The organism is Amycolatopsis sp. Poz14 (assembly GCF_006704225.1).
GTDB classification, from domain to species: domain Bacteria; phylum Actinomycetota; class Actinomycetes; order Mycobacteriales; family Pseudonocardiaceae; genus Amycolatopsis; species Amycolatopsis nivea.
The window spans coordinates 4,020,103-4,038,850 of record NZ_JACLHD010000001.1 but is presented as its reverse complement, the minus strand read 5'-3'; the positions used below and the strand labels follow the sequence as shown (position 1 = coordinate 4,038,850).

General features: G+C 69.3%; 16 protein-coding genes. 8 read left to right on the top strand and 8 right to left on the bottom strand.

Annotation, left to right across the window (positions count from 1 at the left end):
- Positions 1–5 precede the first annotated feature (5 nt).
- Positions 6–641 (bottom strand): hypothetical protein, encoded by a 636-nt coding sequence (locus tag FKO37_RS19425; RefSeq protein ID WP_238605354.1) that lies wholly within the window; start codon positions 639–641, stop codon positions 6–8.
- Between the two features lie 130 nt (positions 642–771).
- Positions 772–1,797: an Lrp/AsnC family transcriptional regulator gene (locus tag FKO37_RS19420; protein ID WP_238605353.1), complete on the bottom strand. Its 1,026-nt coding sequence runs from the start codon at positions 1,795–1,797 to the stop codon at positions 772–774.
- Positions 1,798–1,928: 131 nt separating this feature from the next.
- On the opposite strand from FKO37_RS19420, the gene FKO37_RS19415 reads away from it, so the two are divergent.
- Both FKO37_RS19415 and FKO37_RS19410 read left to right on the top strand, forming a co-directional pair.
- Positions 1,929–3,383, top strand: coding sequence for an MFS transporter (locus FKO37_RS19415; protein ID WP_238605352.1), 1,455 nt, complete (start codon positions 1,929–1,931; stop codon positions 3,381–3,383).
- 11 nt (positions 3,384–3,394) lie between these two features.
- Positions 3,395–4,666, top strand: coding sequence for an amidohydrolase family protein (locus FKO37_RS19410; RefSeq protein WP_238605351.1), 1,272 nt, complete (start codon positions 3,395–3,397; stop codon positions 4,664–4,666).
- Between the two features lie 80 nt (positions 4,667–4,746).
- Here FKO37_RS19410 and FKO37_RS19405 read toward each other — a convergent pair whose 3' ends face one another.
- From FKO37_RS19405 to FKO37_RS19385, 5 genes are all read right to left on the bottom strand, one after another.
- Positions 4,747–5,172, bottom strand: a complete 426-nt coding sequence (locus tag FKO37_RS19405; protein WP_238605350.1) for a thioesterase family protein — start codon at positions 5,170–5,172, stop codon at positions 4,747–4,749.
- Positions 5,173–5,308: 136 nt separating this feature from the next.
- Positions 5,309–6,730, bottom strand: a complete 1,422-nt coding sequence (gene pntB / locus FKO37_RS19400) for a Re/Si-specific NAD(P)(+) transhydrogenase subunit beta (RefSeq protein WP_238605349.1) — start codon at positions 6,728–6,730, stop codon at positions 5,309–5,311.
- Between the two features lie 21 nt (positions 6,731–6,751).
- Entirely contained in the window at positions 6,752–8,272 is a 1,521-nt protein-coding gene (locus FKO37_RS19395; RefSeq protein WP_238605348.1) for a Re/Si-specific NAD(P)(+) transhydrogenase subunit alpha, read from the bottom strand.
- A gap of 67 nt (positions 8,273–8,339) precedes the next feature.
- The gene (locus tag FKO37_RS19390) at positions 8,340–9,902 is read right to left on the bottom strand and encodes an AMP-binding protein (RefSeq protein ID WP_238605347.1); all 1,563 of its coding nucleotides are present in this window, start codon (positions 9,900–9,902) and stop codon (positions 8,340–8,342) included.
- A gap of 96 nt (positions 9,903–9,998) precedes the next feature.
- On the bottom strand, positions 9,999–10,985 hold the full coding sequence (locus FKO37_RS19385; RefSeq protein ID WP_238605346.1) for a hypothetical protein: 987 nt from the start codon (positions 10,983–10,985) through the stop codon (positions 9,999–10,001).
- A 228-nt stretch (positions 10,986–11,213) separates the two neighbouring features.
- On the opposite strand from FKO37_RS19385, the gene FKO37_RS19380 reads away from it, so the two are divergent.
- A complete protein-coding gene (locus FKO37_RS19380) occupies positions 11,214–11,987 on the top strand; it encodes an SDR family NAD(P)-dependent oxidoreductase (protein WP_238605345.1) in 774 nt (257 codons plus the stop codon).
- A 36-nt stretch (positions 11,988–12,023) separates the two neighbouring features.
- Positions 12,024–13,202 carry a saccharopine dehydrogenase family protein gene (locus tag FKO37_RS19375; protein ID WP_238605344.1) on the top strand — a complete coding sequence of 393 codons (1,179 nt, stop codon included), beginning with the start codon at positions 12,024–12,026 and terminating at the stop codon, positions 13,200–13,202.
- A 56-nt stretch (positions 13,203–13,258) separates the two neighbouring features.
- Here the strand turns inward: FKO37_RS19375 and FKO37_RS19370 are convergent, their stop codons facing one another.
- The gene (locus tag FKO37_RS19370; protein ID WP_238608293.1) at positions 13,259–14,842 is read right to left on the bottom strand and encodes an AMP-binding protein; all 1,584 of its coding nucleotides are present in this window, start codon (positions 14,840–14,842) and stop codon (positions 13,259–13,261) included.
- Positions 14,843–15,159: 317 nt separating this feature from the next.
- Between FKO37_RS19370 and FKO37_RS19365 the strand changes: the two genes are divergently transcribed.
- From FKO37_RS19365 to FKO37_RS19350, 4 genes are all read left to right on the top strand, one after another.
- A complete protein-coding gene (locus tag FKO37_RS19365) occupies positions 15,160–16,311 on the top strand; it encodes a saccharopine dehydrogenase family protein (RefSeq protein ID WP_238605343.1) in 1,152 nt (383 codons plus the stop codon).
- Entirely contained in the window at positions 16,311–16,715 is a 405-nt protein-coding gene (locus FKO37_RS19360) for a RidA family protein (RefSeq protein ID WP_238605342.1), read from the top strand. The genes FKO37_RS19365 and FKO37_RS19360 overlap by 1 nt, the downstream gene beginning before the upstream one ends.
- A gap of 115 nt (positions 16,716–16,830) precedes the next feature.
- Complete coding sequence (locus FKO37_RS19355) at positions 16,831–17,466, top strand: TetR/AcrR family transcriptional regulator (protein WP_238605341.1); 636 nt, start codon at positions 16,831–16,833, stop codon at positions 17,464–17,466.
- A gap of 179 nt (positions 17,467–17,645) precedes the next feature.
- Positions 17,646–18,722, top strand: coding sequence for an extracellular solute-binding protein (locus FKO37_RS19350; protein ID WP_238605340.1), 1,077 nt, complete (start codon positions 17,646–17,648; stop codon positions 18,720–18,722).
- The last annotated feature ends 26 nt before the right edge of the window (positions 18,723–18,748 follow it).

Genomic DNA, 18,748 nt, shown 5'->3' with positions numbered 1-18,748 from the left:
GCGAGTTACTTGAGGCGCAACAGGTCCGGGTGGGGTTGACAAGGCTGTGGCATCTGCTCCGCACGCAGCCGGTGGAGCTGGCCAATGGTCAGCGGAACCGAGAAATCAGCACCGTAGTTCTCGCCGCGCGTCTGGTGAAACTCAAGACCGTCCGGAGAAATGCCGACGCCGACAGTCGCCAAGTAGACAACGTCCAATTCGTCAGCGAGCGCCAGCCAAGCGCCCGCGAAGTGCAGCACCGCTGCCTGCACGCGGACGCCGTCCACCGTCCACATCGAACGCGGCCAGCTGGGCAGGTCAGCGACACGCTCGGCCAGATGCGCCTGAACAGCCTTGCGAAGAACGGCGCGATCCGCACCGGGCGGGGTCGGTTCGATGACGTTCAGCAGCTGCCCGAGCGCCATGCCGGGCGCACCCCATTCCAACGGCCCCGTACCCGCCGCGAACGCTCCGCGCGGCAAGCTGCCCACCAGCGCAGCCCGGTCTCCGGCATCGGTCCGGTGTCCGAACCAGACCGGCGTCACAGGCGAGTTTTCGATGGCCGCGACCCACTGCTTGTGCGGACCGGGAAAGTCCAGGTCGTACACCGGGTCGACGGCGGGCGCGGCCTGGTCGTCTGCGTTCATCCGCTCGGCTTTCACAGCACGAGATCCTCTCGACGGGGTGTGCACGCAGTAGAGCACATGCACGCGCTGAACTCCGTTGCATCGCATGCGAGCGCGGAGTCGCGACGAAGCTGTCATTTTGCCTCTGACTTCGGGACCGCGGAGCTCAGAACGGCATGCTCCCGTCGTCGACCGGGAGCACCGGCGGGTCCGCGATGCGGCCGCTGTCGTCGATGAGCAGGATCCGTTTGAAAGAGCGCAGGCAGAACGCGCGGTCGATGACTTCCGCCTCCGGGGCGGCTTGCGCGACCGCGCGTTCGAACTGGTGCAGTTCGCGCACGTCCCGCAGCCAGGCGAACAGCATGAGGTTGCTGCGCCCGGTCGTGGTCAGGCACGCGCGGATCACCGGGAGCACCGCGAGTTTCCGCGCGACGCCGTCGAGCACCCCGACCGGCGCGCGGGCCCACAGGATGCCGGTTTGCGGCCAGCCGGAGATCTGCTGGGAGATCTCGCAGCGGAACGTCGCGCGGCCCTCGGCGAGGAGCCGGTTCAGCCGGCGCCGGGCGGTCGCCTCGCTGACGCCGATCCGGCGCGCGAGTTCGCTCGTCGACAGGCGGCCGTTCGCGGCGAGTTCGCGCACGACGCGCCCTTCGTCCGGCTGCACCGGCGCGGTGCTCGGCGGGGTGTCCCGGCGCGGGTACGCGGCTTGGAGGGCGTCCTGCTGGGACGGCGACAGCGCCCGCAGCCGCCACTCCCCCGCGTCGCTGTACTTGCCGGTGACGATCTCGGCTCGGATCGCGACGATCCCGTCCAGCGTGGCAAGCGATTCCGACACGTAGTGCGACACCTCGGCCGGATCGCGGCCGACCACGCTCGCGACCAGCGAGCGGGCGCCCGTCGTGTGGTGGACGCTGACGATTTCGCGGTGCTGCGCGAGCCGGGCGGCGACGTCGGTGACCTGCGCGCCGGCGATCTCGATCTCCAGGTAGGCCATCACCCGGTCCGCGCTCGGAAGCCCGAAATAGCAGGTCACCCAGGCGAGCCCGGCCTCCTCCAGGCGTTCCCAGCGGCGCGCGATGGTCACCGGGTCGACGTCGAGGACGCGTCCGAGCACGCTCCAGGTCGCGCGCGGCCGGATCTGCAGGCAGTTGATGATCCGCAGGTCGAGCTCGTCGACGAAATTCTGCGTCATGAGCCTCCTTCTGACCGCGAAACCGCCGGAAACCGGCCGCGGTGACGAATATCTGGGATTCTACGGCCCTTTCGCGCTCGACTCCGACACTTGTCGCCACAGATTCCCACGTCCCCACGCGAGGAGCGGCGATGACCTCTTCGACCCCCCGTCTCGGCCGGCCGGCGACGTCCGGCGCGAAGGCGCCCGCGGGCTCGAACCTGCGGTCCGCGGTCGGTTTCCTGATCTGCGTCGAGCTGGTCAGCGGCATGGTGCAAGGCTTCTACCCGCCGTTGCTGGCCGGCTTCGGCGCGGAACTGCACGTCGGAGCCGGGCCGTTGAACTGGTTCAGCAGCGTGCACCTGCTGGCCGCCGCGGTGTCGGTGCCGGTTTTCGCCGCGCTCGGCGACCGGTTCGGCCACCGGCAACTGCTGAGCGTCGCGGTGTGGAGCGTCGCCGCCGGAGCCTTGCTCGTCGTGCTCGCGCCGGTCTATCCGCTCGCGTTGCTCGGCCGGGTGCTGCAGGGCCCGCTGGCCGCGTGGATCGCGCTCGAGATCGCGCTGGCGCGGGACAAGGCGACCGGCCCGGCCGCGAACCGCGCGATCGGCTGGCTGGCCGGCGCGCTCACCGCCGGGCTCGTGCTCGGCGGGCTGGTCGGCGGCCCGCTGGAGGAACTGCTCGGCGGGGTTCGCCCGGCGCTCGCCGTCCCGGTCGTCCTGACCGCGTTGTGCGGCCTGGTCACGAAATTCCTCATCCCCGAGTCTTCGGTGCGGACCGTGCGCAAGATCGACTGGACCGGCGCGGCCGGGCTGTCCGCGGCGCTGGCGCTGGTGCTGCTCGGGCTGTCGCAAGCCGGCCGGGCAGGCTGGGGTTCGCCGGCGGCGCTGGCCACGCTCGTCGCGGGTGCGGTCGTGCTCGCCGCCTGGGTCTGGTGGGAGCGGCGGACGCCGGGACCGCTGGTGGACACGCGGATGTTCACCAGCCGGGCGATGTGGCCGGCGATGGCCGCGACGCTCCTGTTCGGCGTCTGCTTCTTCGGCAACCAGGTTCCGCTCGTCACGTTCCTCGCCGCGAAACCGGCGGCGGCCGGGTACGGGTTCGGGCTGTCCGCGCAGTCGATTTCGTTGGTAGTGGCGCTGAACTTCCTCGCCGCGGTGGCGGGTTCGGCCGGGTACGGCAGGCTCGCGACCCTCGCCGGCCCGCGCGGCGTGCTGGCGATCGGCATCGGCCTGTCCGCCGCCGGTTTCCTCAGCATGGCGTTGCTGCACGCCACGATCGACGCGGTGCTGGGCGCGCTCGTCGCGACCGGGCTGGGCATGGGCCTGCTGCTGGGCGGCTTGCCCGCGTACATCTCCGGCGCCGCGCCGAAGGACCGGGTCGGCATCGCCTCGGGCACCTACAGCACGGTCAAAGTGCTGGGCGGATCCGTCGCGACCGCGGTCGTCGGCACCTTGCTTTCGAGCTTCCTCTCCGGCGGGGCGGGCGCTCCCGCGGAGACCGGATACACCGTCGTCTGGTCCGTCTGCGCCGGGTGCGCGGCGCTGGGCCTCCTCGTGCTCGCCGCGGCCTGGGCCCGGCGGGAAGAACCCGAACCGATCGAGAAATGAGGACGAATTCCATGAGCAACCGCGGGACCATCCGGCTGGTCGGCGTGCGGATCGTCGACGGGACCGGCGCCGAGCCGGTGGAGGACGGCGAGATCGTCGCGACGGACGGGCGGCTCACTTACGTCGGCCCGCGCCGCGACCGTCCGGACGGCCCGGCCCCGGTCCGCACTGTCGACGGCGGAGGGCGGACCGTGCTGCCCGGTTTCTTCGACACCCACGTCCACGCGACGATCGCCATCGAAGACGGACCTCGCTCGGTGATCGCCGATTCGGGCAGCTACGCGGCATACAAGACCGCGCAACGGCTGCGCGCGACGCTCGACGCTGGCATCACGACCATCCGCGATCTCGGCGGCCTCGACCACGGTACTCAGCGCGCACTCGCCGAGGGGCTCATCGAAGGCCCCCGGGCGCGGATCGCCGTGTCGGTGCTCTCGCCGACCGGCGGGCACGCGGACATGACCCTGCCCAACGGACTGCTGATGCCCGTCGTCAGCGGGCCGAGCCTGCACCTGGTGGACACCGACGACGACGTGATCACCACGGTCCGCAAACTGCTCCGTTCCGGCGCGGACGTGATCAAGGTCTGCACCACCGGCGGCGTCTCGAGCCCGACCGACCAGCCGGACGACCTCGGCGTCACCGAACACCAGATCAAGCTGATCCGCGCCGAGCTGGACCGGCACTCGCGCCCGCGGCAGATCGCCGCGCACGCACAGGGAACCGCCGGGATCCTCGCGGCGATCCGCGGCGGCGTCGACAGCGTCGAGCACGGGTACGAGATCGACCAGGAAGGCATCGATCTGATGCTGGAGAAGGGAACCTGGCTCGTCCCGACGCTCAGCGCCGCCTTGCGCGTGCCGGACCCGGCGCTGGTTCCGGCTTACCTGTACGAGAAGAAGGTGCGGTGGTCGGCGAAAGCACGCGAGAACATCGCCAAGGCGATCGCCGCCGGGGTCAAGATCGCTCTCGGCACCGACGTCGGCGTCTGCCCGCACGGCCGCAACCTGCTCGAACTGTCGCACCTCGTGGAACTGGGCATGACCCCGGCCGACGCGATCGCCGCCGGCACCGCGAACGCCGCCGAACTGCTCGGTCTCGCCGACGAGGCCGGCACCCTGGAACCGGGCAAAGCGGCCGATCTGGTGGTGGTGTCCGGGGATCCGCTGCGCGACATTTCGGTGCTGGCGGATCCGGACTCGATCGAACTCGTGGTGCAGGAGGGCAAGGTCGTCAAGGACCTGCTCCCGGCCGAGGAGCCCAGGCTGGCCCGCAGCGCGTGACCGACCGGGTCTCCTCGAGTCGCAGCGGCGCATTCGGGACGAATGCGCCGCTGCCGACCACGCGGAATCGTTCAGGTCGACTATTTCCGCGGAATGCCTTGTACCGGTGAAGAATTGTCCTGAGCCGGCGCATGCGACTCAAACATCGCGCGCTCGGCTTCGGTAATCGGGCGTGGCGCGCGCCGTCCCGCGTCCCACAGCACGAGCGTGGCTTCGGAACGGGCGCACACCGTCGATTCCGCCGACAAGGACTCCACGATGTCGACGCTCGATTCCCCCACCGTACGCACGGCCAGCGAGACGGTGATCGGTCCGGCATCCGGCATCGCCTCGTGGACGAAGTCAAGGCGTTGACTGGCCACGACGCAGCGAAAAGCGGGTGCCTGCAACGATTTCATCAGCCAGTCCGCTCGTGTCTCCTCGAAGAGGATGAAGCACGCGGTCGCGGTGAGCCGGCCCAGGCCGTCGAAGTCGCTGACCCGCAACCCGAATTCTTTTCGCCACACGCGCCGTTCTCCTATCGCGACTCTCGGACGGCGAGGCAGCACTGTCCTTTCCGGACCGGACCGCGTCGCCGTTGACCGCCCAAGTTTGCCTCACCTGAGCTCGGGCAGCACCGCGGATGTGACGGGAGTTTTCCGGCTAGGACAGCGCGATGAGGATGTCGTTGACGCGGTCTTTGGCGTCGCCGAAGAGCATCGCGGAGTTGTCGCGGAAGAACAGCGGGTTCTGCACGCCCGCGTACCCGGAGGCCATGGAGCGTTTGAACACGATCACGTTCTCCGCTTCCCACACCGTCAGCACCGGCATGCCCGCGATCGGACTGCCCGGGTCCTCCGCCGCGGCCGGGTTGACGGTGTCGTTCGCGCCGATCACGAGGACGACGTCGGTGTCGGCGAAATCGTCGTTGATCTCGTCCAACTCCAGCACAATGTCATACGGCACCTTCGCCTCGGCCAGCAGCACGTTCATGTGGCCCGGGAGGCGCCCGGCGACGGGGTGGATCCCGAACCGGACCTCGATGCCCTTGTCCCTAAGTTTCCGGGTCAGTTCCGCGACCCCGTACTGGGCCTGGGCGACTGCCATCCCGTAGCCGGGGGTGATGATCACCCGGGAGGCTCCGGTGAGCAGTTCGGCCGCGCCTTCGGCGGTGATTTCCCGGTGCTCGCCGTAGTCCTTGTCCCCGCTGGGTCCGGCTTCGATGCCGAAGCCTCCGGCGATGACGGAGATGAAGGACCGGTTCATCGCCTTGCACATGATGTAGGACAGGTATGCACCCGAGGAGCCGACGAGGGCGCCGGTGATGATCAGCAGGTCGTTCTCCAGCAGGAAGCCTGAGGCCGCAGCCGCCCAGCCGCTGTAGCTGTTCAGCATCGACACGACCACCGGCATGTCCCCGCCGCCGATCGACGCCACCAGATGCCAGCCCAACGCCAGCGCCAGGACGGTGACGACGATCAGCAGCCACAACGCCGGGCTGATCACGAACCAGGCGGTGAACGCGACGAACAGCACCAGCGCGCCCAGGTTCAAGTAGTTCTTGCCGGGCAGCATCAACGGCGCGGATTTCATCCGCGCCGAGAGTTTCAGGTTCGCGACGATCGACCCGGTGAACGTCACCGCGCCGATGAACACCCCGATGAACACCTCGGCATGATGGATCCCCAACGTCCCCAACGCTTCCAGGTGGCGGGATTCTTCGCCGGTGGGGTCGCATTCGACCTGGAGGTAGCCGTTCCAGCCGACCAGGACGGCGGCGAGGCCGACGAAGGAATGCAGCAGGGCGATCAGCTCGGGCATCCCGGTCATCTCGACCACCGCCGCGCGCCGCAGCCCGATCCCCGCGCCGATGACCATCGCGACGATCATCAACGCGACCGAGGTGCCGGTGATGTCGCCGGTGACCGCTTGGGCGATGGTCGCGATCAGCGCGACGATCATCCCGGCGATCCCGAAATAGTTCCCCACCCGGGCGGTTTCGTGCCGGGACAGCCCGGCGAGGGCGAGAATGAACAACAGCCCGGCCACGATGTAGGCGGCCTGGCTCGCAGTGTGCACAGTCATCAGAACAGAACGCCTTCCGGGTCAGCTGCGGGAGAACATCGCGAGCATCCGGCGAGTCACCGCGAACCCGCCGAAAATGTTGATCGTCGCCAGCAACGTCGCCACCCCCGCCAGGACGACGACCACCGTGTTCCCGCTGACCAGATTCAGCAGCGCGCCCACCACGATGATCCCGGAAATCGCGTTCGTCACCGACATCAACGGCGTATGCAACGCATGATGCACATGCCCGATCACGTAATAGCCGATCACGATCGCCAACGCGAACACCGTCAAATGCGGCAACAACGCCGCCGGAGCCAACGCCGCCAGCACCAGCACCACCGCCGCGACACCCAACACCACGCCCAGACGACGACCCGAGGACATCGGGGCCTTCTCCGGCTCCTTCACCGGCGCCGCCGCAGGCTTCTGCGGCGCCGCGGAGACCTGCACCGGCGGGGGCGGCCACGTCAATTCGCCGTTTTTCACCACCGTGATCGACCGGACCACCACATCGTCGAAGTCCACGACCAGCCGGCCGTTCTTCTCCGGGGTCATCAGCTTCATCAGGTTCACCAAGTTGGTGCCGTACAACTGCGAGGCCTGCGCCGGGAGACGGCCCGCGAGATCTGTGTAACCCAGGATCGTGACCCCGTTGTCGGTCACGACGCTCTCCCCGGCGACGGAGCCTTCGACGTTGCCGCCGTTCGCCGCCGCCATGTCCACGATCACCGAACCCGGCTTCATCGACGCCACCATCTCACCGGTGACGATCCGCGGAGCCGGACGGCCCGGGATCAACGCCGTCGTCACGATGATGTCCACCTCGCGACACTGCGTGGCATAGAGTTCAGCCTCGCGCGCTTTGTAGTCCTCGCCCATCTCTTTCGCGTAACCGGTGGCGGAGACTTCGGCGTTCGGGTCCTCGATGGACAGATACTCCCCGCCCAGGCTCTTCACCTGATCCGCGACCTCCGGACGCGGGTCCGTCGCCCGCACGATCGCACCCAGCGACCCCGCCGCGCCGATCGCCGCCAACCCCGCCACCCCGGCACCCACCACCAGGACCTTCGCCGGGTTGACCTTCCCCGCCGCGGTCACCTGGCCGGTGAAGAACCGCCCGAACGTGTGCGCCGCCTCCACCACCGCCCGATACCCCGCGATATTCGCCATCGACGACAGCACGTCCAACGACTGCGCCCGGGAAATCCGCGGCACCGCATCCATCGCGAGCGCGGTGATCGGCCGCTTCGCGAGATCCTCCACCAGCTCCGGTTTCAGAGCCGGGGCGAGCAGGCTCACCACCGTCGCGCCCTGCTTCACCGCATCCAACTGCCCGGACGAGGGCGCGTTCACTCCGAACACGATGTCCGCCTCGGCGACCGGCCTCACGGTCGCGCCCGCGTCCGCATACGCCTGGTCGAAGAACCCCGACGCCAACCCCGCGCCCGGCTCCACCGCCACCTCGTAACCCAGCCCGCGCAGCTTGCCCACCGTCTCCGGAGTCGCCGCCACCCGCGTCTCCCCCGGCAGGGCCTCCTTGAGCACCCCGATCAGCACTCCGTCTCCTTCCGCCGCCCCGCATCTGCCGGACCGGACACTGTCCATAGTGGACGCTTCTCGAACTTCATTCTCGGGCAGCGTCCCAGCAAGCCGCTGTGATCCCGCGTTCCCGGACCTTGCCCTTCTCGATCCGTTCCGACGGCGTCTTCGGCAGGCTCTCGACGACCTCGACGTAGCGCGGCACCGCGAACCGAGGCAGGTCCCGGCGCAGGAACTCCACCAGTTCGGCGGGATCGATCACCGCACCGGGCGACGGGACCACGAGAACGGCGACGTCCTCCTCCCCGACCTCCGACGGGACACCGATCGCCGCGACCTCGAGAACCTGCGGGTGCGCGCTGGCCGCCTGTTCGACCTCCCAGGAGGACACGTTTTCGCCGCGGTGGCGGATCGAATCCTTTTTGCGGCCGACGTATTCGAACATCCCGTCGGAGTGCTGGCGGAGCAGATCGCCGGTGTGGAACCAGAGATTGCGCCAGGCTGCGGCGGTCTCCTCCGGTTTCGCCCAGTACCCCTGCATCATCGCGAACGGTTCGCCGGTCCGGTAAACGAGTTCGCCCGCCTGGCCCGGTGCGACCGGGAAGTCGTGGTCGTCGACCAGACGGATCTCCATGCCCGGAACTGCCCTGCCGACGCGTCCCTGCACGGTGCTCCCGGGCGGAGCGGCGGTCAGCAGCGTGCATTCCGTCATGCCGTACGCCTCTACGATCTGGACCCCGAAGCGTTTCTCGAAGCCGCGCAGGATCTCGCTCGGCGTCGAGGAGCACATCGCCGTGCGTGCGGGCAGATCGGCGTCATCCGGTCGCGGCGGCTGCTTGTACAGCATCCACAGCATGGTGCCGATGGTGGCGAAGACCGTCGCCCCGCTTTGCCTTACGTCGTCCCAGAACCGGCTGACGCTGAACCTGCGGCCGAGCACTCCGGTGCCTCCCGCCACCAGCGCGGCGGTGAGGAAAGCGCGGGCGTCGATGTGGAACAACGGTTGTACACAAAGGATGACGTCCGCCGCGTCGACTTCCATGACCTGGACCATGTTGTGCGCTTGCACCACATAGGACCGTTGGGGCAGCATCACGCCTTTCGACGGACCGGTCGTCCCCGAGGTGTACATGATCGTCGCGATATCGCCTGGAGCCGGGTCGGGCAACTCCTCGTCCGAAGCGGCGCCCAAGGCCAGCAAGTCCTCGAAGGAAAGCTGACGGCAGCGGTCGCCGAACGGCCGCGAAGTGCACTCGCCGATGCAGACCACGAACTCGGGGTCCCAGGTGCTCGTCTGCGCGAGAATCTGAAGGTAGTCCTCAGTCCCGACCAGCACTCGCGGCGACGCGTCGGCCACGAAGTACTCCAGGAGCCTGCCGCGGGCTTCCGCGTTGAACGGAACGTCGACGGCACGGGCGGCGTTGGCGCCGAGCCACGTCCACACGTACTCGGCCCGGTTGCCGCACATCACGCCGATCCGGTCGCCGGGTTCGACCCCGAGCGCACGCAGACCGCGAGCCGTCTGCTCCACGCACCTGAGCGCCTCCTGCCGCGTGAAGCTCTCCCCGACGATCCGGAGGCACTCGCGACCGGGGTCTTCCGCGGCGGCCGCGCGGAGCGTCAGCAGAAGGCTGTTCTCGATGCTCATGTCCTGATGATGCTCCTCCGCCGCGGAGAAACGGCTGTCCGCACTCGCCTTATGCCCGCGTGGGGGAAAGATTTCCGGCACGCCCAACGCCTCCGGTCAGCCCACTGGCAACGCGGTCGGCGGATGCAGGCCCGCTGGCAGCAATCGGAGTCCGCGAACCGCCTGCAGCATCCGGGCAGCCGTGCCGGGGTACGGGTCGACAGGGGTGTTCACCCGCACCACCAGTTCGCTGCCGTCGCCTCCGGTGAGTGTCAAGACGACGTCGGTGCTGGCCTGTCCCGGCTTGGCCGCCGAGCCGCCGAAACCCGACCACTCCAGTCGAAGCCGTTCGCTCTCTCCGTCGTGGAGGACGACGCTCTGCGTGAAACCCTCCACCTCGCCCGGGTGCACCACGATGTCGCCGATCGTCGACTCGGTCTCCGCCGCCGCCAGCCCGCCCTCCGAGACCAGGGCGTGGTCTCCCAGGCCCAGGACGTCCGCGACGAGGCGAGCCGATTCGCGCAGCAACGCGTCCGCCCGCCACGACAGTCCCGAAGTCCTGGTGCCCACGCCGAATTCCTGCGCCAGGACGTCGCGTCCCCACGAGGAGATGTTCGAGACCCGCTGGCCCCGCACCGACACCGGCCCGGGCACACCGCTGGAAAGCAGAGCCGGGAGCACGTCCAGCCACAGACCGGGGATCATGCCAGTGCCGACCATCCGCGATCCTGATTCCCGCGCCGCGGCCTCGACGCGCTCGCGGACCTCCGGGGCCAGCGCCGCGCGCGGATCGACGAAGCAGGCGTGCACCTGGTCCACCCCTGCGGCCGCGCAGGCGGCCAGGGTCTGCTCATGCCGTTCGCCCGTGAGACCGGCGTAGAGGAGGACGTCGAACTCGCCACTAGTCAGCGCCGCTTCGAGGTCCGCGGTGGCCAGCACGCCGACCGGACCTTGGCCCACGAGTTCGCCGATGTCCTTGCCCGCCTTGCCGGGCGAGTGCACGATCGCGCTCGTCAGGAGGAACGGGGTTTGCGGAAGGGCCGCCAGCAGTTCCGCCGCGGTGCGCCCGGTGCCGTAGATGCCGACTCTGATGCGAGAGCTCATGCCACCAGCATGCGGGGTGACTCCTCCCGGATTCATCCCCCGCCTGGGCACTGTTGGTCTTCCCCGGCACGTGCACCGCGGGCCGCCAGACGCTCCACATTGGACACCACTGGTGCCGAAACAGCCCGTGCGCCACCAGAAGCCGCCGCGACGCCGTCGGCCCACCCAGGTGGGCGCTCTTCGCATCGCAACCGCCCGCTTCGCCGGTTGCCCGGCCATCGTGGCGGCATGACTACTTCCACCTCCGCCGACCTCTTCGATCTCACCGGCAAACGCGTTCTCGTCACCGGGGCCAGCCGCGGCATCGGGCAGGCCATCTCCGTCGGACTCGCGCAGCGCGGAGCCCGCGTCGTCGGGGCGGCGCGGTCCGTCGAAGGCCTCAAGGAGACGGCCGGCCTCGTCGCGGACGGTCCGGGCAGCTTCCAGCCCTATGCGGTCGACCTCCGTTCCCCGGAATCGATCGACGCGTGCATCGCCGCCGCCGTCGAGGAACTGGGCGGGCTGGACGTCCTGGTGAACAACGCGGCCGACGATCACGACTCCTCGATCGAGGACACCGATCTCGCCACCTTCCAGCGCGTCCTCGAACTCAACCTGCAATCGTGCTGGCTCCTGCTCCGCGCCGCGTCGCCGCATCTCAAGGCGAGCGAGGGACGCGTCATCAACATCGCGTCGATCCTGGGACTCGTCGCCATCCGGAACGACACCGCCTACATCTCCGCCAAGCACGCCCTCATCGGCCTCACCAAAGCCGTCGCGCTCGAATGGGCCCGCCAGGGGGTGCGCGTCAACGCCGTCTGCCCCGGCTACGTGGAGACCTCGATGCTGCCGGACCTGGAGGCCAACGAGCCGGTGGCCAAGTACATCCGCCGGATGACCCCGATGGGCCGCTGGGCGCAGCCCGGGGAATACATCGGGCCTGCCGTGTTCCTCGCGTCCGACGCCTCCAGCTTCATGACCGGGCAAACCCTGGTGGTCGACGGAGGGCTGACCGCGCAGTAACCCCGGGCCACCCGAAACTCGCAGACCGGAGAACACATGTCAGCCAGCAACCGCAATCGCCCGCTCCGCGTGATCGCCGTCGGCGGGGCCGGGTCCATGGGCCGCTGGGCGGTGCGCACGATCGCCCGCCTCGGCAGCGCTTCCGTACTGACCGTCGCCGACCTCGACCTGGAACGGGCTCGTCGGGTCGCCGAGTCGGTCGGCGCGCCGTGCCGCGCCGTCCGGCTCGACGCCACCGAAAGCGCGCAGCTCCGCGCCGCGTTCGCCGACCACGACGTCGTCGTGAACACGATGGGGCCGTTCGCCACGTTCGCTCGGCCCATTCTCGAAGCCGCCGTCGAATCGGGATGCCATTACCTGGACATCAACGACGACTGGCAGCCCACCCTCGACGCGTTCGACCTCGACGGGCAGGCCCGCCGGCGAGAACTGCACGTGGTGGTCGGGCTGGGCGGCAGCCCCGGAGTCACCAATCTGTGCGCCGCGTACGGCGCCAGCAAGCTCGACACGGTGCACGAACTCCACACCGGATGGAAGCTGAGCGGGGCGACGATCGTCGACGAGCCCGGCTTTCCCGCGCCCGCCGCGTCGGCGGCGGTGGAGCACTGGCTGCACCAGTGTTCCCAGCCGGTCCGGGCGTGGGTCGACGGGGCCGCCGGCTGGGTGGAGCCGGTCGAGGAAGTCGAACTGGCTTTCCCCGGTCTGGGCAAGGTGAAGGGATACACGATGGGCCACCCCGAACCGGTGACCCTTCCGCGCCGCTACCCCGGGCTGCGCTCGTCGCTCAACCTGCAGTCCGGGCCGGCCTGGCTTCTCGAATACCTCCGGGAGGTCAGCACTCGTTTCGCGGCCGGGGAATTCGACCTGCGCACCGGCGCCGCGATGCTCGCCGACCCGCCGCGCGGCGACGCACCCGCGGAGCGGAGCCCGCTGCCGGTCGAATGGTCCTTGGCGATCGGCGAGAAGAACGGCCTCCCGTGCCGTGTCGCGGTGTACCCCAAGGCATTCCACCCGGCGAAGATGGGCGGCAACACGGGAATCCCGCTCGCCGTCGGAGTCGAACTGCTCCGGCGCGGGGAACTGCTGGACACCGGCGTTCACGCGCCCGAGACCGCGATCGATCCCCGCACTTTCTTCGACCTGCTGGCTCCGCTGACCGAGCCGGGCCTGCGCGGCGCGGACGACTTGCTGGCGGTCGTCGAAGAAACCGGCTGAACGGGCACGGGACCGCCAGGCGGATCAGTGCTTGGCGGTCCCGTGTGGAGCAAGGATCAGGCGGCTCCCGCAGCCTCCGCGTCCCACGCCGCGCTCGAGAGACCCCGCTCGCGCACGATCCCCTTCGCGATCCGCTCCGAAGGAGTCTTCGGAAGGCTCGCCACGACTTCCACATACCGCGGCAACGCATAACGCGGCAAATCGCGCGCCAGGAACGAACGCAGCTCCGCCGGGTCGGGATCGCCGTGGCCCGCCGGTACGACAAGCAGCGCGACATCCTCGTCGCCCACGTCGGACGGGACGCCGATCGCCGCCGCCTCCAAAACCCGCTCGTGCCGCACCGCGGCCTGCTCGACCTCCCAGGCCGACACGTTCTCGCCGCGGCGCCGGATCGAATCCTTGAGCCGCCCGACGTACTCGAAACGGCCGTCGGGCCGCTGCACCACCACATCCCCGGTGTGGAACCACAACCCGCGCCAGGCCTCGACCGTCGCGTCCGGCCGGTTCCAGTACCCGGCCGTCATCAGATGCGCCTTCTTCGGCCGCGCGAGCAACTGCCCGGGCGTGCCCGCGGGAACCGGGCGGTCGGCGGCGTCGACGACCCGGACCTCGACCCACGGCGGCGGCGTTCCGAGATTGCCCGGCTCGGCGTCGCCCGCCCGCTGCGCCAGCAGGAGCCCGAATTCCGTCATGCCGTAGCCCTCGATAAGCGTGCAGCGGAACCGTTTCTCGAAGTCCCGCTGCACGCTGGCCGGCGTGGCGGATCCGATGCCGATCCGCGGCCGGGCCGACGGCGAAAGCGGCCGGGGAGGCTGTTTGTGGATCAGATGGATCATCGTGCCGACGTAGAAAAAGAAGTCGACGTCGTAGTTCTCGACTTCCGCCCAGAACCGGCTCGCGCTGAACCGCGTGCCCAGAAAGAGCTGCCCGCGCAGGAACAACGCCGTGACCACCGCAGACCGGCCGTCGACGTGGCACAGCGGCTGGACGCAATAGGAGGTCGCGCCCGGCCGGAGCCCGAACAGCTCGAAGTAGGCCGGCGGCAATGCCGCGTAGTAGCCCTGCGAGAGCATCACGCCCTTCGACGGGCCGGTCGTGCCCGAGGAGTACATGATCGTGCCTACGGTGTCCGCGTCCGGCAGCACCAGTTCCTGAGCCGAGTTCGCGCCGAGGGCACGCAGTTCGGCGAAGCTGAGGTGCCTGACGCCCGGGCCGAAGGGCGGCTCGTCTCCCTCGGGTTCTCCGATGAGGACCGCCAGTTCCGGCGGCGTGGAAACGACCTGGGCGAGCCGGGCGAGCAGCGACCAGGTCCCGATGACGGCCTTCGGCGACAGATCCTCGGCCAGGTACTGGAGAAACGCGCCAGGGGCTTCCGCGGAGATCGGCGCGTCGACGGCTCCCCCCGCTTGCACGCCGAACCACGCCCAGACGGCCTCCAGCCGGTTCGGCGTCAGGATGATCACCCGGTCCCCCGGGAGCACGCCGGCGTGCGCGAGCCCGGCCGCGGTCTCGCGGACCGCGTCCCAGGCTTCGCCGTAGGTCGCTTGGGCGCCCTCGATGGAGACCAGCGGGAGGTGCGGGGTCTCGGACGCGGCGAGCGCCAGTTCGCGAACCGGCGTATTTCGTGGGTCGAAATCCATGGTCACCCGGCGATCGTCCCCAGCCGGGCCCGCTGCGCGCCAGCACGTCGCGGCGAAATACGCCCAGTCAGGGGGGATCCGCGCGCGGCGGCTTTCCCCCGGGTGGGCGTATTCGGCGATCAGGTGCGCGAAAACCCGCTCCGGACAACGATTCTTGCCGCAAGGCAGTCATCGCACGGCCGGTCCGAACCTCCGCAGCCGACCCGCTGCGGGTCCCTCGCCGCCGCGCCCCTCGGGCACAGCCGACCTTTTCCGTCCAGCACGGCCGAAAACCCCGGGACCGGGCCGTCCGGCGACCAACGCGAAAGGAGAACAGCGTGCGACTCATCATCATCGGAGGAGCCGGCGACATGGGGCGGGTCGCCTGCCGGACGACCGTCGCCGATCCGGCGATCACCTCGCTGACCGTTGCCGACCGGGACGGCGCCCGCGCCGCCGCGGTCGCGGAGGAACTGGGCGCGAAAGCCCGCGGCATCGAACTCGACATCACCGACCAGAACGCGCTTCGCGCCGCGATCGCGGACGCGGACATCGTGCTGAACACCGTGGGCCCGTTCTACCTTTACGGCCGTCCGGTGCTGGAGGCCGCCCTCGACGCCGGCAAGCACTACACGGACATCGCCGACGACTGGGAACCCACGATGGAGATGCTCGAACTCGACGAGGTCGCGCGCGCGAAGGGCGTCACAGCCATCATCGGCATGGGTGCCTCTCCCGGAATGTCCAATCTGCTCGCCGCGGTCGCCTACCGGCAGCTCGACGAGGTCGGCAAGCTGTACACGGTGTGGCGCGGGGGCTCCGGCATCCCGAAAGCCCCGTCGAACCCCGACGAGGTCAAGCCCGCCGCCGCGATCGAACACTGGATCCACAACCTCGCCGAGCCGATCCTGGTCTGGCGCGACGGCGTCTTCCAGGACTCGGAAGCCCTCGAGGAACTGGTCGTGGACTATCCCGGCATCGGAGCCGCCCCGGTGTGGACCTGCGGCCATCCGGAACCGATCACGCTCCCCCGCTACTTCCCCGACGTCAAGGAATCGCTGAACCTCATGTTCGCCCGCCCCGGCCTCATCGCCGCCGCCCGCGCGGTCCGGGACCGCGTCCGCTCCGGCGAGCTGACCGTTCCCGACGCCAGCAAGGCCTTCATCCTGGAACCCGGCCGCCGCGGACCGGAAGCGGGGCCGGTCCCCGAGTTCCCCGGAGTCTTCGCATACGCCGAGGGAACCAAGGCAGGCCGCCCGGCGCGGGTCGCCGTGTCGACCAATCACATGCCCGAAGGCGAAATGGGCGAAGCGACCTGCGTGCCCACCGCGATCGCGGTCGGCATGCTGGCGCGCGGCGAAATCTCGGCGACCGGGGTGTTCGGCCCCGAAGGATGCGTCGACCCGCTGGTGTTCTTCGACCGGCTCGGTCCGTTCGCAGGCGACCGAGCCTCGCTCGCCCCGCTCGACATCCGGATGGAGGCAGCCTGATGCCGGTCACCGATTACGTGAAGCCCGAAGGTCTCTACCGGCCGCGCGGTTTCGCGCACGTCGCCGTCGCCACCGGTGCCAAGGTGGTCGAAATCGGCGGACAGATCTCCGTCGACGTGAACGACCAGTTGCAGCATCCGGGCGACTACGCCGGACAGACGGAACTGGCGCTGCGCAACGTCGTTCGCGCCGCCGAGGGAGCGGGTGCGCGCGTCAGCGATATCGCGAAGCTCCGCATCTACATCGTCGATTATCGGCCTGAGATCAACGACGAGGTATTCGGCGGGTTCGGCGCCGCCGTAGCCGCCACCGGACTGCGCGTCCCCGCGATGCTCGTCGTAGGCATCAGCGCTCTCGCCTTCGAAGGCGCCCTGGTGGAGATCGACGCCACCGCCTACTGCTGAGCCCCGACCGCACACCGAACGCCTCCGCCGCGCTCCCCCAGCGCGGCGGAGGCGTTCGCATGCGCGCGGCGCGGGGGATTCGCGAAGCTCCCGGCACCGGCCGTACTATCGGGCCATGAGCGCTGCTTCTGACGCCGGCAACCCGGACGCGGAGCCCGCAGCCGACGGCGTCGGCGTGCGGGAACGCATTCTCGCCGCCGCGGTCTCCCTGTTCCAGGAGTCCGGCTACGGAAGCACCTCGATGACCCGGATCGCGCGGGCGGCGCACATCACTCCGGCCGCGATCTACTGGCATTTCCCGTCGAAGCAGGAACTGCTCGCCGAAATGCTGAAGGACATGTACCGCCGGTCCTATGCCGACCTCCGGGATTCGGTGCGCGCCGAAGGCACCGCGACCGAGCGGCTGGGCGACTACATCCGCTCCTACATCCGGATCCAGCTCGAGGACGCCGGGGAACGGCGGAACCACAGCTACTCGACGCTCTCCTCCTCGCTGACCGCCGAGGGCCAACGCGAATTGGGCCGGCTCAGCCGCCCCTATCTCGAACTGCTCCGCGAAATCCTGCACGAGGGCATCGAGAGCGGCGAGTTCGACCCCGTCGACGTGCCGGTCATGTCGCACGCGATCGCGACGATGTGCGAATACGTCTTCACCTGGTTCCGCCCGCACGGGCGTCTCACGATCGGCGAAGCGGCGGACCGGCACTTCGAATACGTGCTCCGCATGGTCCGCACCACGCCGGGCCGCTAAAGCGCCCGAAGCAGGCCGCAGCCGTCCGCTGCGGCCGCTCCTACGACGGGACTTCAGGCTCTCCGAACTGACGGCCGCACCGTCCCCCAGGTGGGCCAACAAGTGTGGCGTACCGCACCGAGATCTCCGCAGTCCGAGGCATCCTCACACATCGCTTCGAACTGACGAGAGGTGAGATCGTGACGGCCAAGCCCAAGGTGGCGCTCGCCATGGTTAGCGCGCTGTGCCTCGCCGCGATGTCCGCGTGCGGCTCATCATCCGGCTCGGGCCCCGGGACGGGCGACGACCTGTCCGGGCAGAAGCTCGTTTACGTGAACTACGGCGGCGATTCGATGAAGGCCGCCCAGAAAGCGTGGCTCGACCCGTTCCGGAAGAAGACCGGGGTCCAGATCGCCACCGATTCCCCCTCGGACCCGGCCAAGGTGAAGGCGATGGTCGACGCGGGCAACCCCACCTGGGACGTCATCGACCTCGACACGGCCTCGGGGGCCAACGGCTGCGGCACCATGTTCGCGAAGCGTTCCGAAACCGGCGTGGACATCAAGGACGTCGACCCCAAGTACGTCACCGACGAGTGCGGGGTGCCGATCCTGGTCCAGGCCGTCGCGCTGGTCTACAACACCGCCAAGTTCGGCGGCAGCCCGCCGACGAAGATCACGGACTTCATGGACACCGCGAAATTCCCGGGCCAGCGGCTCATCTTCAATTACGCGCTCGGCGGATTGGACCCGATCCTGCTGGCGAGCGGCGTCGCGCCGGACAAGCTCTACCCGCTGGACACCGAGCGCGCCGCCGCGAGCGTGCGCGCGCTCGGCAAAAACCTGACCCTCGAGGCCACGCTCGCACAGCAGACCCAGGACCTCGAATCGGGCAATTTCTCGATGTGCCTGTGCTACGTCGGCCGCGCCGCCCTTTCCGCCCAGAACGGCGCACCCATCGGCGTCGTGTGGGACAAGGCTTGGGAGGCATGGGACGCCGTCTACGCGATCAAGGGCTCGAAGGCGCCCAAGGCCCAAAGCGCGCTCCTGAACTACCTCGCGACGCCTGAGGCACAGAGCGCCTTCACCGAGCAACTGCCTTACGGCCCCACGACACCAGCGTCGAAGCCTCAGGTTCCCGCAGAGTTCAAGAAGTGGCTCCCGCAGGACAATCTCGCCCAGATGGGCCCGCAGGGCGAAGTGGTCTCCGACCTGAAGTGGTGGACCGCGAATTCCGACAAGGCATTCGCGGCGTGGACCGCGATGACCGCCGGCTGACGCGGCACGCGAAAGCTAGCGAAGGA

What these genes read in the sequence shown, in the direction of transcription:
- FKO37_RS19420 (WP_238605353.1), bottom strand. Translation starts at nt 1,797, where the DNA reads ATGACGCAGAATTTCGTCGACGAGCTCGACCTGCGGATCATCAACTGC.
- FKO37_RS19415 (WP_238605352.1), top strand. Translation starts at nt 1,929, where the DNA reads ATGACCTCTTCGACCCCCCGTCTCGGCCGGCCGGCGACGTCCGGCGCG.
- FKO37_RS19410 (WP_238605351.1), top strand. Translation starts at nt 3,395, where the DNA reads ATGAGCAACCGCGGGACCATCCGGCTGGTCGGCGTGCGGATCGTCGAC.
- pntB (WP_238605349.1), bottom strand. Translation starts at nt 6,730, where the DNA reads ATGACTGTGCACACTGCGAGCCAGGCCGCCTACATCGTGGCCGGGCTG.
- FKO37_RS19390 (WP_238605347.1), bottom strand. Translation starts at nt 9,902, where the DNA reads ATGAGCATCGAGAACAGCCTTCTGCTGACGCTCCGCGCGGCCGCCGCG.
- FKO37_RS19385 (WP_238605346.1), bottom strand. Translation starts at nt 10,985, where the DNA reads ATGAGCTCTCGCATCAGAGTCGGCATCTACGGCACCGGGCGCACCGCG.
- FKO37_RS19380 (WP_238605345.1), top strand. Translation starts at nt 11,214, where the DNA reads ATGACTACTTCCACCTCCGCCGACCTCTTCGATCTCACCGGCAAACGC.
- FKO37_RS19375 (WP_238605344.1), top strand. Translation starts at nt 12,024, where the DNA reads ATGTCAGCCAGCAACCGCAATCGCCCGCTCCGCGTGATCGCCGTCGGC.
- FKO37_RS19370 (WP_238608293.1), bottom strand. Translation starts at nt 14,842, where the DNA reads ATGGATTTCGACCCACGAAATACGCCGGTTCGCGAACTGGCGCTCGCC.
- FKO37_RS19360 (WP_238605342.1), top strand. Translation starts at nt 16,311, where the DNA reads ATGCCGGTCACCGATTACGTGAAGCCCGAAGGTCTCTACCGGCCGCGC.
- FKO37_RS19355 (WP_238605341.1), top strand. Translation starts at nt 16,831, where the DNA reads ATGAGCGCTGCTTCTGACGCCGGCAACCCGGACGCGGAGCCCGCAGCC.